Source organism: Actinomadura sp. 3N508 (assembly GCF_044326375.1).
Classification (GTDB): Bacteria; Actinomycetota; Actinomycetes; order Streptosporangiales; family Streptosporangiaceae; genus Spirillospora.
This window is the reverse complement of record NZ_JBIRAX010000006.1, coordinates 478,744-492,235: the sequence shown is the minus strand read 5'-3', so window position 1 is coordinate 492,235 and position 13,492 is coordinate 478,744. Positions and strand designations below refer to the sequence as shown.

The 13,492-nt window shown below is 73.6% G+C and carries 11 protein-coding genes; 7 read left to right on the top strand and 4 right to left on the bottom strand.

Annotated features, from left to right (window positions below; translation table 11 throughout):
• Positions 1–24: 24 nt before the first annotated feature.
• A complete protein-coding gene (locus ACH34S_RS24130) occupies positions 25–1,416 on the bottom strand; it encodes a KamA family radical SAM protein (RefSeq protein ID WP_395955036.1) in 1,392 nt (463 codons plus the stop codon).
• Between the two features lie 142 nt (positions 1,417–1,558).
• Here ACH34S_RS24130 and ACH34S_RS24125 point away from each other — a divergent pair, with 142 nt between their 5' ends.
• Positions 1,559–2,614 carry an L-erythro-3,5-diaminohexanoate dehydrogenase gene (locus tag ACH34S_RS24125; protein WP_395955035.1) on the top strand — a complete coding sequence of 352 codons (1,056 nt, stop codon included), beginning with the start codon at positions 1,559–1,561 and terminating at the stop codon, positions 2,612–2,614.
• Between the two features lie 51 nt (positions 2,615–2,665).
• The gene (locus tag ACH34S_RS24120; RefSeq protein ID WP_395955034.1) at positions 2,666–3,997 is read left to right on the top strand and encodes a DUF2252 domain-containing protein; all 1,332 of its coding nucleotides are present in this window, start codon (positions 2,666–2,668) and stop codon (positions 3,995–3,997) included.
• 21 nt (positions 3,998–4,018) lie between these two features.
• Here the strand turns inward: ACH34S_RS24120 and ACH34S_RS24115 are convergent, their stop codons facing one another.
• Entirely contained in the window at positions 4,019–5,668 is a 1,650-nt protein-coding gene (locus ACH34S_RS24115) for a SpoIIE family protein phosphatase (RefSeq protein WP_395955033.1), read from the bottom strand.
• Between the two features lie 143 nt (positions 5,669–5,811).
• Between ACH34S_RS24115 and ACH34S_RS24110 the strand changes: the two genes are divergently transcribed.
• Entirely contained in the window at positions 5,812–6,609 is a 798-nt protein-coding gene (locus ACH34S_RS24110) for an SAM-dependent methyltransferase (RefSeq protein WP_395955032.1), read from the top strand.
• 61 nt (positions 6,610–6,670) lie between these two features.
• Here ACH34S_RS24110 and ACH34S_RS24105 read toward each other — a convergent pair whose 3' ends face one another.
• Positions 6,671–7,255: a hypothetical protein gene (locus ACH34S_RS24105; RefSeq protein WP_395955031.1), complete on the bottom strand. Its 585-nt coding sequence runs from the start codon at positions 7,253–7,255 to the stop codon at positions 6,671–6,673.
• Positions 7,252–8,019, bottom strand: coding sequence for a hypothetical protein (locus ACH34S_RS24100; protein ID WP_395955030.1), 768 nt, complete (start codon positions 8,017–8,019; stop codon positions 7,252–7,254). The genes ACH34S_RS24105 and ACH34S_RS24100 overlap by 4 nt, the downstream gene beginning before the upstream one ends.
• Before the next feature lie 277 nt (positions 8,020–8,296).
• Between ACH34S_RS24100 and ACH34S_RS24095 the strand changes: the two genes are divergently transcribed.
• The 4 genes from ACH34S_RS24095 to lnt all read left to right on the top strand — a co-directional run bounded on the left by ACH34S_RS24095 (position 8,297) and on the right by lnt (position 13,488).
• Positions 8,297–9,934 carry a lysine 5,6-aminomutase subunit alpha gene (locus ACH34S_RS24095; RefSeq protein ID WP_395955029.1) on the top strand — a complete coding sequence of 546 codons (1,638 nt, stop codon included), beginning with the start codon at positions 8,297–8,299 and terminating at the stop codon, positions 9,932–9,934.
• Positions 9,931–10,815: an OAM dimerization domain-containing protein gene (locus tag ACH34S_RS24090; protein ID WP_395955028.1), complete on the top strand. Its 885-nt coding sequence runs from the start codon at positions 9,931–9,933 to the stop codon at positions 10,813–10,815. The genes ACH34S_RS24095 and ACH34S_RS24090 overlap by 4 nt, the downstream gene beginning before the upstream one ends.
• Positions 10,812–11,207 (top strand): hotdog fold domain-containing protein, encoded by a 396-nt coding sequence (locus tag ACH34S_RS24085; protein ID WP_395955027.1) that lies wholly within the window; start codon positions 10,812–10,814, stop codon positions 11,205–11,207. The genes ACH34S_RS24090 and ACH34S_RS24085 overlap by 4 nt, the downstream gene beginning before the upstream one ends.
• A 607-nt stretch (positions 11,208–11,814) precedes the next feature.
• A complete protein-coding gene (gene lnt / locus ACH34S_RS24080) occupies positions 11,815–13,488 on the top strand; it encodes an apolipoprotein N-acyltransferase (protein ID WP_395955026.1) in 1,674 nt (557 codons plus the stop codon).
• Positions 13,489–13,492: the final 4 nt, after the last annotated feature.

The following is a 13,492-nucleotide window of genomic DNA, read 5'->3' as shown; positions in this document are numbered from 1 at the left end:
GGAAACGCTCCAGCCAGTCTCGGCTCAGGCGGCCTTCACCTGCCGCCGCCACCATTCGCGGCCGCGTTCCGGCAACGTGTAGATCGGGTCGTGGTACTCGTAGCGCCTGGTCAGCGCGTCCGGGTCGGACGCCTCCAGGCCGGTGCGGTAGTTCTTCGTCCAGTAGGAGATGCCGCGCTCGCGGTCGTAGTCGGCGAGCTGGTGCACCCAGCGCTTGCCCACGTAGGGGACGTCGCACACGATCCGCGGTGTGGCGAAGCCGGGCAGGTAGCCCATGATCGCGTGCTGCAGCTCCTGCGCCTCCCACACCGCGAGCCGCCAGTGCTCGCTGGCCGGGATCATGTCGCACATGTACAGGTAGTACGGCATGATCGCGGCCTCGTCGAGCAGCGCGAACGACAGGTCCAGCAGCGCGGCGGGGGAGTCGTTGACCCCGCGCAGCAGCACGCCCTGGTTGCGGACGTCGCGGATCCCGGTGTCGAGCATCGCGCGGGCGGCCTTCGCGACGAGCGGCGTCACCGACTGCGCGGCGTTGACGTGGGTGTGGATCGCGATCTGGACGCCGCGCTCGTGCGCCGTCGCGGCGAGGCGCTCCATGCCGGCGCGGACGTCGTCCTGCAGCCAGTGCTGCGGCAGGCCCATCAGCGCCTTGCTCGCCAGGCGGATGTCGCGGATGTTGTCGATCTCCAGCAGCGAGGCGACGAACGACTCCAGCCGCGGCCAGGGCATGTTCGCGACGTCGCCGCCGGAGACGACCACGTCGCGGACGCCGGGCGTGCGGCGCAGGTAGTCGAGCATGGCGCCGAGCCGGTCCGGCGGCTTGACGGTGAACTTGTGCTTGTCGACGTTCGGGGTGGAGTTGCCGACCAGGTCCATGCGGGTGCAGTGGCCGCAGTACTGCGGGCAGGTCGGCAGGATCTCGGCCAGGACCTTGGTGGGGTAGCGGTGCGTGAGGCCCTCGACCGCCCACATCTCGGCCTCGTGCAGCGAGTCGCGCGCGGCGAGCGGGTGGGAGGGCCAGTCGGTGCGCCGGTCGCTGAACACCGGCAGCATGTAGCGGCGCACGGGGTCGGCGTAGAAGGCGTCGGTGGACGAGGAGTCCATCGTGTTCAGCATCTGCGGGGGCAGCAGCATCGACATCGTCGCGCGCTCGGCGTGGTCGCGTTCCAGGTCGGCGTAGAACGGCTCGTCGAGCAGGTCGCCCATCACCTGGCGGAGCTGCCGGAGGTTCTTCACGCAGTGGGCGCGCTGCCACTGGGCCGATTCCCACTCCTCGCGCGTGACGTCGCGCCAGCCGGGAATCCGTTGCCAGTCGGGCTCCTCAAGGGGCCGCCGCCGGTACACGTAGGGCTGGCGTGCGGTCTCTTCGGACAGGACGGGACCGCCGCCCGCGTCCGGATGCAGGGCAGTGGTCATCGCCGACCGCCTCCTCGCCTCGCTTTGATCGCGTAAAACTCTTGTATAGCGCCGACGCTACGGGAAGAATTTCGATGAAACCAGTGATACTCGGTACATCTTACGTAACGCCATCGGATTCGACGGAGAGGCGGGGACGGCGATGAACGACGGCGGTCAGGGCAGGACGGGCTCGGCGGTGGGGCTGCACCGGGTGCTGGAGCCCCGCGGCGTGCTGCCGCAGGCCGCGCTGCGGCTGGACCCGGATCCCCGGATCGGCCCGGACGAGGTCCGCATCGCCGTCGAGCGCCTCAACCTCGACGCCGCGTCCTACCGGCAGCTGCGCACCGCGCACGACGGCGACCCGGACGCGATCCGCGCCGACGTGCTGCGGATCGTCGCCGAGCGCGGCAAGATGCACAACCCGGTGACCGGGTCGGGCGGCATGCTCGTCGGCGTCGTCGAGGAGGCCGGGCCGCAGTCGCCGCTCGGCCTCAAGCCCGGCGACCGCGTCGCGACGCTCGTCTCGCTCACCCTCACCCCGCTGGCCATCACCGACGGCCTGGCCCGCTGGGACGGGCGGACCGAGCAGGTGCCCGCCGAGGGCCACGCGATCCTGTTCGCCCGGTCGATCGCCGCGGTGCTGCCCGCCGACCTGCCGGTTCCGCTGGCGCTCGCCGTCATGGACGTGTGCGGCGCGCCCGCCCTCACCCGCCGCGTCGTCGGGTCCCGGGCGGGTTCGCCGTCGGTGGCGGTGCTCGGGGCGGCGGGCAAGAGCGGCTCCCTGTCGCTGGCCGCCGCGCGCCGCGCCGGCGCGTCCCGCCTGGTCGGGCTCGTGCCGACGGCCGAGGAGGAGGAGAGGCTGGTGGCGGCCGGCCTCGCCGACACGGTGGTGCGCGCCGACGCGCGCGATCCCGTCGCCGTCGCCGCCGCGATCGGGGAGCCCGTGGACGTCACGGTCGTCTGCGTGGACGTCCCCGGCTGCGAGCACGGCGCGATCCTGGCGACCGCGCCCGGCGGCACCGTCGTGTTCTTCTCGATGGCGACCTCGTTCCCCGCCGCCGCGCTCGGCGCCGAGGGCCTCGCCGCCGACGTGACGATGCTCATCGGGAACGGCTACGTCCCCGGGCACGCGGAGGCGGCGCTGGACCTGGTGCGCTCCGAACCCGCCGTCCGTGCGCTGTTCACCTCCCGGACCGGGGACGATTCGGCACAATGACCGGGAACGCCCCGGGTAGCGGCGGGGGATCCGAGCATTGAGGGAGACGGCATGGGGAGCATCACCGAGGAGCTGCGCGGGCGGGACCCGAAGGAGCGCCGGGCGCAGATCGTCGACGTCCTCGTCGACGCGTTCTCGGACCTGATGGAGCGCAGCCCCGCCGAGTTCCGCCGCCGCTTCCGCAAGATGGCCTCCGACCCGTTCGCGTTCTACCGGGGCAGCGCCTGCCTGTTCTACGCCGACATCGTCGGCGACGACGACCCGTGGGCCGACGAGCGCACCTCCCGCGTGTGGATCCAGGGCGACCTGCACGCGCAGAACTTCGGCACCTACATGGACGACGACGGCGTGTTCGTCTTCGACGTCAACGACTACGACGAGGCCTACGTCGGGCACTTCACCTGGGACGTCAAGCGGTTCGTGGCGAGCCTTGCGCTGCTGGCCTGGCAGAAGGCGATCTCCGACGACGACATCCGGCGGCTGATCGAGACCTACGTGCGCGCCTACGTCGACCAGGTCCGCCGGTTCGCCGCGCACGACGGCGACGAGCGGTTCGCGCTGACGCTCGACACCACCGACGGCTACATCCGGGACGTGCTGGTCGCCGCGATGGGCGGCACCCGCATCGGGCTGCTGGCCGGGATGACGGAGGTGTCGGGGGCCGACCGGCGGTTCCGGGACCGTCCGGGCGTGCGGCGGCTGGAGGCCGCCGAGCGCGCCGAGGTCGAGGCCGCCTACCAGGAGTACCTGACGACGATCCCGGCGGAGAAGCGGTTCGGGAGCCTGACCTACCAGGTCAAGGACATCGTCGGCGCATCCGGGTTCGGCATCGGCTCGGCGGGGCTGTCGGCGTACAACATCCTGGTGGAGGGGAACACGCAGGCGCTGGAGAACGACGTCGTCCTGTCGATGAAGCAGGGCAACGTCGCCGCCGCCAGCCGCGTCGTCGACGACCCGCGGATCCGCGAGTACTTCCGGCACCACGGGCACCGCACCGCGGTGTCGCGGCGGGCGCTGCAGGCCAACAGCGACCCGTGGCTCGGCCACACCAGCATCGGCGGCGTCGGGTACGTCGTGCAGGAGCTGTCCCCCTACGAGGAGGACCTGGACTGGGGCGGCCTCACCGAGCCGGAGGACATGCTGTCGGTCCTGGACGACCTGGGCCGCGCCACCGCCAAGGTGCACTGCGTGTCCGACACCGACTCCGACCACACCCTGGTCGACTTCCAGGTCGAGGACGCGATCGACGCGGTGATCGGCCCGGACGAGTCGGCGTTCGTCGCCGCGATGGTCGCGTTCGGGACGCAATACGCCGAGATCGTCCGCGACGACCACACCTATTTCGTGGACGCGTTCCGCAACCACGAGATCCCCGGCCTGTAGCCGGGGCCCGGCCCCGGCGGGTCAGGTGGGGCGGATGAGGAGGAGGGCGATGTCGTCGCGGTCCTGCTGGTCGGACAGCAGGGCCAGGACGCCGTCGGCGGTCTCCTCCGGCGTGCCCGCCCGGGACGCGGCCAGCGCGGACGCCAGCCGGGCGATGCCCTCGTCGACGTTGCGGCGGCGGCTCTCGACGAGGCCGTCGGTGTAGAGGGCGAGGGTGGCGCCCGCCGGGATCGTCTCGGTGACCTGCTCGTACTCGGGCGGATGCGCCGGGTCGGACACGCCGAGCGGCAGGCCGTGCGGGGCGGCGAACTGCCGCACCGTCCCGTCGGGGAGCGCCAGCAGCGGCGGCGGATGCCCCGCGCACGCCACCTCGCAGCGCCGGGTCGCCGGGTCGCAGACCAGGCACAGGCAGGTCGCGAACTGGGCGGCGTGCAGGTCCTGCGCGATGGCGTCCAGGCGCTCCAGCATCTCGGCGGGCCCGAACTCGCAGCTGGCCAGGGTGTGCGCGGCGACGCGGAGCTGCCCCATCGCGGCGGCGGCGGTGACGCCGTGGCCGACCGAGTCGCCGATCACGACGGCGATCCTGCCGCCGGGCAGCGGCACGACGTCGTACCAGTCGCCGCCGACGCCGCCGCGCGCCGGCAGGTAGCGGTGCGCGATCTCCAGGCCCGGCGGGGCGGTGATCGCGGCGGGGACCAGGCTCGAGGTCAGGACGGTGGCGGTGCGGTGCTCGTGCCGGTACCGGCACGCGTTGTCGATGCACGTCGCGGCGCGTGCGGCGAGCTCGGCGGCCAGCGCGGCGTCGGCGGCGGCGAACGGCGGCCGGCCGCGCTTGCGGCTGAACACCGCGAACCCGAGCGCCCTGCCCCGGGCCACGAGCGGCACCGCCAGCAGCGACACGTGGTCGAGGAGCCCCTCGACGAGGCGGCCGGTGCGGTGCGCGAGGGTCTTCTGGACGGTGTCGCCGCCGAACTCGACCATCCGCCCGGTGGCCAGGCACCGCGCGTACGGCGTGGCCGGCGGGTAGACGATCACCTCGTTGACGGGGAACTCGCGGGCCCAGCCGCGCGGGTCGTCCTCGGCGAACGCGACCGCCAGCCGCCGCACGACCACCGGGCGGGCCCCGTCCTCCCCGGTCCTTTCGCGGGTCGCCTCGGCGGCGGTGGGCCGGTCGTCGTCGGCGAGGAGCCGCTCCAGCACGTAGATGGCGCCCGCGTCGGCGAACCGCGGGACGGCGACCTCGACGATCTCCCGCGCGGTCGGGTGCAGCTCCAGCGTCGAGCCGATGCGGCGGCCCGCCTCGCTCAGCAGCTCCAGCCCGCCGGCCCACGGCGGCGACAGGGTCAGCGCGACGGCGGCGCCGCCGCCCGCGACGGTCATCGGCTCGCAGGCCACCGACAGGCCCGCACCCGTCCCCTCATCGCCCGGCAGCGGCAGGACGCCGCACCACGCGCGGCCCTCGGCGGCGCGTTCCAGCGCGGCCGTGAGCGCCCGGGCGCCGTCGGCGCCGCCGGGTAAGGCGGCGAGCAGGTCGGTGAGCGGCGCCCCGACGGCCTCGGCGGCGCCGCGGCCGAACAGGCGCGCGGCGCCCTCGCTCCATCCGGTGATCCGCCCGTCCGGGGTCAGCAGGACGGTCACCGGCGCCGCCTGCCACGGGGGTCTTTCCGACACGACCTTCACTGTTCCGTATGCCGGACGGTCCCGTATACCGGAGCCCGCCGATTTCGTAGATTATGTACATCACAGGCCGTCCAGGCGGAACAGTGTTACCCCGGCGTCCGGACGGCACCCTTCGGTCGGCAGGGAGACGATGTATGGGCACCGAGTGGATTCCCCCCGAGGTCGACAGCGGGCGGCCGAGCGTCGCGCGGGTCTACGACTACCTGCTCGGCGGTGACCACAACTTCGCCTCCGACCGCGACCTGGCCACCGGGCTGCTGCGGGTCGAGCCGCAGGCGCGGGAGCTCGCGCAGGCGAACCGGGCGTTCCTGCGGCGCGCGGTCCGCACGATCGCCGGGACGGGCGTCGACCAGTTCGTCGACATCGGGTCCGGCATCCCCACGCAGGGCAACGTGCACGAGATCGCGCGGAGCGTGAACCCGGACGCGCGGGTGGTGTACGTCGACAACGACGACGTCGCCGTCGCGCACAGCCGCACCATCCTGGCGGGCGACGAGCAGGCGGCGGTCCTGCACGCCGACATGCGCAGCCCGCAGGACATCCTCGCCGACCCGGCGCTGAAGGGCCTGCTCGACCTGTCCAGGCCGACCGCGTTCCTGCTCGTCGCGGCGCTGCACCTGGTCAAGCACGAGGAGGGCCCGGAGGAGATCGTCGGCGCGCTGCGGGAGGCGGCCGCACCCGGCAGCCACCTGGTGATCTCCCACCTCACCCATGAGACCGAGCCGGGGAAGACCGCGGCGATCGGCAAGCTCTACGACCGGGCGAGCTCCCCGGCCGTGTCCCGCTCGCACGCGGAGATCCTGCGGTTCTTCGACGGCTGGGACCTGCTGGACCCGGGCCTGGTGTACGTGCCGCTGTGGCGCCCGGGCGACGGCGAGGCCGTGAGCGACCCGGAGCGCTTCCTCGTCCTCGGCGGCGTCGGGCGCCGCTAGCGCGACGGCGGTCAGCGGGCGAAGGCTCGGCGGACGAGGGCAGGGGTCAGCGCGCGAAGGCTCAGCGGGCGAAGGCGATGGCCGCGCCAGCGCTGACCACGATCGCGATGACCGCCAGGACCAGCGCGGTGCCGAGCGGGTCGCGGCGCCGCGGCGCCGTCTGCTCCGCGCGCTGCGCCGGGGACGGGTCGGCCTCCTGCGGCGGTGACGGCTGCGGGCGCGGCCGGGGCGGCTGCGGAGGCACGAGCGGCGGCGCCGTCTCCGGCCCCGGCCGCGGCGTGCGCGGTTTCGGCGGCTTGGGCGGTTTCGGGGTCGTCGCGTCGGGCGGCGTCGGGTCGGGCGGCTTGGGCGGCGGCGCGGTCGGCGGGTGCGGCGGGATGGGCGGGACGGGCGGCATCGGCGGCATCGGGGGAGTCGGAGGCGTGGGCAGCGGCGGCGGCGTGCAGGTCGGCCAGTCGGAGGGACGCGGCCGAGGGGGCCGGCGGGGCAGGTCGATCTCCACGTTGACGCACAGGCTGACGCGCGGCTTCGGGATCGGGATCGGGGGCGGCTGGGCGGCGAGCGCGCAGGACGGGAAGCCGAGGGCGGCCGCGGCGGCGGCGGACAGGACCGGCAGGAGGAGGGAGCGGCGGCGGCGCATGGTCATCCGCCCTCCGCGATGCGCTGCAGGTCGTCGTGCAGGCTGGTGAACGCCTCCGGGCCGACGGCCAGGGCCCCGGTGAACACGTGCGAGATGTCGATGGTCAGGTACGTCCCGGCGGCCAGCAGCGAGGCCATCAGGCACAGCGGGACCAGCGTCATCCCGCGTGGCCGGGCGCCGGACAGGAACGGCAGCAGGGTGATGACGACGCCGGTCAGGACGGTGATGATGAGCAGCCCGGCGGGCGGCGAGTTCTGGGCGTCCATGGCGCGCTGGCGGCGGGCCGAGGAGATCTGGCCCAGCTGCTCCAGGACCAGGTTGCGGGCGTCCTTGAGCTCGTCGTCGTCGCCGGCCTTGACGGCGATGACGTCGCGGCGCAGGCGCTCCAGCTCCGTCCAGCCGCGGTGGCTCATGCGCCCGTGCCTCATCAGGCTCCATTCGGGGCCGCGGACGAGGTCGACGTAGTCGCGCAGGCCCTGCTGGACGTGCCGCGCGTCGTCCGCCTCCAGCCGCGACGCCGCCCAGTAGGCCTCGGCGATCGCCTGGCTCTCGGTGTAGGTGTTGGAGCGCGCGGCGTCCGCCGACGTCCACGGGACGACGACGGCGATCGCGAACGCGAGCAGGAACAGCGCGGACAGCATCGCGCCGGTGTGGGCGGTGGTGGGGCCGTCGGGGTCGGCGTCGTCGACGCCGCGGGTCCGCCGCACCAGCCGGCTCGCCGCGATCACCACGCCGATGGCGCAGGCCGCGGCCAGACAATAAACGATCATGGCTCTCCCGGGGGCCGGATCTGCCATTACCTGGGGTGATTGTAGATTTACGGACGGTCGCCACGCCCGGGATCCGGCGCGGACCTCACCCGGCGGTGAGATGACCGCCCGGCCAGGGAAGGTGGAGCTGTACGCCGGAGTGAGGCCGGGAAGTGCCGGTGGTGGTTCTTGTGAAATACGGTGTTCGTACCGGAAGATCTCTCGTAGAGATCTCCGATTGACGGATGATTGACGGAACGGGCCCGGCAGGGCGGGCCGTGCGAGGGGAGTCGGCGGCATGGACGTCAGCGGGGCGCCGCAGGGAAAGCTGGACCTCGACCCGGAAGTGGTGCGCACCGCCCGGCGGCTCGCCGCCCGCGCCGCCGCCCCGATCATCCGGATGGCACGTTCCCACACGACCGTCTCCGTCGAGCGGGCCCTGCTCCGCCTCGCCGGGCTCACCGGCGCCGACGACGAAGGGCGCCCCTGGGCCAACCACCTCGCCGACGCCGTCCGCGACCAGGTCGGCCTGGAGCACGGCGTGGCCCTCCCGGTGTGGGACGCGCTGCTGACCGGCCCGCACGGCTCCCTCGGCGACCTCGCCCAGGCCGCCGCCCGGGGCGGCGTGTCCTTCCGGCTGCCGGCGGGGACCGACGCCGGCCACGCCCGCAAGGCCGCCGCCGAGGCCGCCCGCGCCGGGATCGGCCGCATCGACCGCCGCCGCGCCGAACGCGACGCCCTGCTGCGCGAGCTGCCCACCCCCGACGCCGCCGACCCGCCGCGCCCGCTGGTGTACCTGATCGTCGCGACCGGCGACATCTACGAGGACATGCCGCAGGCGCAGGCCGCCGCGCGCGAGGGCGCCGACGTCGTCGCGGTGATCCGCTCCACCGGCCAGTCGCTGCTGGACTTCGTCCCCGAGGGCGCCACCCGCGAGGGCTACGCCGGGACCTACGCCACGCGGGAGAACTTCCGGCTGATGCGGTCCGCGCTGGACGAGGTGTCCCGCGAGCTCGGCCGGTACGTGCGGCTGACCAACTACGCCTCCGGGCTGTGCATGCCGGAGATCGCGACGCTCGCCGGGCTGGAGCGCCTGGACATGATGCTGAACGACTGCATGTACGGGATCATCTTCCGCGACATCAACCCCCGCCGGACGTTCATCGACCAGCGCTTCTCCCGCCAGATCCACGCCCGCGCCGGGATCGTCATCAACACCGGCGAGGACAACTACCTCACCACCGCCGACGCCGTCGACGCCGCGCACACCGTGATCGTCAGCCAGCTGCTCAACGAGCGGTTCGGGCACGAGGCGGGCCTGGCCGACGCGCAGCTCGGCCTCGGTCACGCCTTCGAGATCGACCCCGCGATCCCCGGGTCGTTCCGGCTGGAGCTGGCGCACGCGCAGCTCGTCCGGGAGCTGTTCCCCGGCGCGCCGCTGAAGTACATGCCGCCGACCAAGCACATGACCGGCAACATCTTCAACGGGTACCTGCTGGACGCGTTCTTCAACCTCGCCGGCGTGCTGACCGGGCAGTCGATCATCCTGATCGGGATGATGACCGAGGGCATCCACACCCCCTGGCTGTCGGATCGCGACCTGGCGCTGGAGAACGTCCGCTACGTCCGCGACGCCTGCGGGAGCCTCGCCGAGGACTTCGTGCCCCGCCCGGACGGCATGCTCGTCCAGCGCGCGAAACAGGTGCTGTCGGAGTCGGTCGACCTGCTCGGCCGCATCGCCGACGACGGGCTCCTGAACGCCATCGCCGAGGGCACCTTCGGCGTCACCCGCCGCCCGCCCGACGGCGGCAAGGGCCTGGACGGCGTCGTCCCCCGCGCCGACGGCTACGTCAACCCCGCGATCGAGATCCTCGACGCCGAGAACCCGGACGCCGCCTACACGGGCGGCGCGGCCGGTCAGGAGGTGCCCGCATGACGGTCGAAGGCCCCGGAACCGGAACCGGAACGCAGGCCCCGGTCGAGCCGGCCGACACCCGGCAGGTGATCCGCCCCTACGGCGACACCACCGGCGACGGCATGGTGCAGATGTCCTTCACCCTGCCCGTCCCCGCCGGGAAACGCGCCGACGCCGCCGCGCTGCAACTCGCCGCGAAGATGGGCCTGGACCCCGCCAGCGTCGTGCACGCCAAGCCGATGGGCCCCGACTTCACCTTCTTCATCGTGTACGGCAAGGTCGGGCACCTCATCGACTACGCCGCCATCCCCGTCCCGGCCGAGCGCGCCTACCCGCTGCTGACCGCCCAGGAGGTCAACCAGGCGATCCGGCGGGCGCTGAACCGGCCGCTGGTCGTCGTCGGCGCCTGCATCGGCACCGACGCGCACACCGTCGGCATCGACGCGATCCTGAACGTCAAGGGGTTCGCGGGCGAGAAGGGCCTGGAGTACTACCGGGAGATCCGGGTGGTGAACATGGGCGCGCAGGTGACCGTCGCGGAGCTGGTGGAGCGCGCCAAGGCCGAGGACGCCGACGCCGTCCTGGTCTCGCAGGTCGTCACCCAGCGCAACGCGCACCTGCACAACACCAAGCAGATGGCCGCCGCGTTCCACGCCGAGTACCCGACCGCCGTCGCCGCCGGGATCGGGCGGCCGCTCCTGGTCGTCGGCGGTCCCCGGTTCGACACCGTGAGCGAGGCCGACCTCGGCGTCGACCGGATCTTCGGCAAGGGCACCACGCCCGCCGAGGTCGCCAGCTACCTCGTCCACGCCCTGCTCCCCGCCGAGACCCTGCCGCACGCCGGCGACGACCACGATGACCACGATGACCACGACGACCACGAGGAGGACGAGGACCGGTGAGCGATCCGCGCGAGGGGACGTCCGTCACGCACCGCAGGTACATCCCCTACTCCCACGCCCACTACGCCGGCGACCTGGTCGACGGCGCCTACGTCCTCGGCCTGTTCGGGGACGCCGCGACGGAGCTGTGCATCCGCACCGACGGCGACGAGGGCCTGTTCGCCTCCTACTCCGACGTGCAGTTCCGCGCGCCCGTCCGGGCCGGGGACGTCCTGGAGACCACCGCCGTCCTCACCCGCGCCGGCACCCGCAGCCGCGTCATGGACTTCGAGGCCCGCGTGGTGTGCCGGGGGCGCCCCGACAAGGGCGAGTCCGCAGCCGAGGCGCTGCCCGAGCCGATCGTCGCGGTCACCGCCACCGGCACCGTCGTCGTGTCCGCACCCGGCGGCTGAGCGAGCATACGGATGTATACGGGTGCATACGGCGTGTCCGTCACGCTGCGCGGCCGCTCGCCCGGAGCGAAGATCGAAATTCGGTCCGGCCAATTCGCACAGCGTGACGATCATGGGGTTGAGCTGGGAAAACACTGAGTCGCCGCAGAACATGCGGCGGTTGACAAGGTGGCGGAAGCCGGTAGTTTTGCAGCAGTCCAGCACGGGACTCACCGATCGGCCGCCCGGGGCGCCGCCGGGCGCCGCGCACGACGGGACGGGGATCACGCGAGTGATCGACACGTACCCGCCCGAGCCAGCGCGGTGATCCGGGGGTCGTGCCCGGACGGAGCCGCCCGATCGCGCGGGGGGTTGGACCCGGGAAGGGCCCGGACATCCAGTAGAAAACGGAGCCTCGCTCTCACCGCCTGTGGGACGACTCCGGCCCGATGGATGTCGCGGGCCCTCTTCCGTGTCCAGGGGCCCCGCCGCCGTCGCTGCTCCGTGTCCGCGGGGCCACCCTCCGCATACGCTGCGGCTTCACGCGATCTTGCCCGCGGCCGTGTGGTCGCCGCGGCCGCCGGAGCCCGGTAGCGTTCCCACCAAGGACGAGGGAACGAGGTGGGACGTGGCCCAGGAGACCCTGCCGGAACGGTCGCCGGCCAAAGGCCCCGGCGCCGTATCCGGTGGCGAATCCGGCGGCACGGCACGGCAGCGGCGGCTGAGCGGCCTTCCCGCCCGGGTCCGCGCCGGCGGCCGCGCCGGATGGCCCCGCACCCTCCTGGCCGTCGCGTCCGGGCCGGTCATGTGGCTGGCGTTCCCGCCCTTCGACCTCACCCCCCTCGCGCCGGTCGGCGTGGCGCTGCTGACCCTCGCCCTGCGCGGCCAGGCGCCCCGCACCGGCGCCTGGCTCGGCTTCGTCGCCGGCGCCGCGTTCTTCCTGCCCGTCCTGGAGGGGATCTCCGCCATCGGCCCGGACGGGTGGATCGTGCTCAGCCTCGTCCAGGCCCTGTACTTCCTGCCGCTCGGCGCCGCGATCTCCCTGGCCGCCCGGCTGCGGGGCTGGCCCGTCTGGACCGCCGCGCTGTGGGTCGGCGAGGAGCTGGTACGCGGGCACGTCCCGTTCGGCGGGTTCCCGTGGGCGCGGCTCGCGTTCAGCCAGACCGCCACCCCCCTGACGCCCTACGCCTCCGTCGGCGGCGCGCCCCTGCTCACCTTCCTGACCGCGCTGATCGGCGGCCTGCTCGCCTACGCCGCCGTCGTCGCCCACCGCGCCCGCGACAAGCGGGAGGAGACCGCCGGGATGCGGCGGGCGCTGGCGCCCGCCGTGGCGGCGCTGGCGGTGGTCGCGGCGCTCGCCGGGGGCGGCGCGCTGATCCCCACCCCCACCTCCGGGCGGCCCGTCACCGTCGCCGTCGTCCAGGGCAACGTGCCGCGCCTCGGCCTGGACTACCTCGGCCAGCGCAAGGCCGTCCTGAACAACCACGTCCAGGCCACCCACGAGCTCGCCCGGCGGGTCCGCGCCGGCGAGGTCGCCCGGCCCGAGCTGGTCGTGTGGCCCGAGAACGCCAGCGACCTGGACCCCTACGCCGAACCCGAGGCCTACAGCGCCATCGACGGCGCGGTGAAGGCCGTCGGCGTCCCCGTCCTGGTCGGCGCGCTCACCGACAGCGCCGACGGCGAGAAGGTCGAGAACCGCGGCATCGTCTGGGACCCGCGGACCGGGCCCGGCGACTACTACGTCAAGCGGCACCCCGTCCCGTTCGGGGAGTACCTGCCCTTCCGCGACGTCCTCACCAAGCTGATCACGCGGTTCGAGCGCATCCCCCGCGACTTCGCCAAAGGCACCCGCTCCGGCGTCATGCAGCTGGGGCCCGTCACGGTCGGTGACGTGATCTGCTTCGAGGTCGCCTACGACAAGGAGGTCCGCGACGTCGCGCGCGGCGACCTGCTGGTCGTGCAGACCAACAACGCCACCTACGGCCGCACCAGCCTCCCGCCCCAGCAGATCGCGATGTCCCGGCTGCGCGCGGTCGAGCATGGCCGTACGATCTTGGTTGCCGCGACGAGCGGCATCAGCGCGATCGTCGCCCCGGACGGCCGGATGATCGACAAGTCCCGGGAGTTCGTCCCGGACCTGCAGGTCGCGACCGTCCAGGCGCGGACGTCGCGGACGCTCTCGGACCGGGTCGGCGCCGCACCCGAATGGGCGCTCGCGGCGCTCGGGCTCGGCGCCGCCTGCGCGGCGGCATGGGCGGCGCGGCGCGCACGGGCGGCGGACGGCACGAACGAGGGGAACTGACACC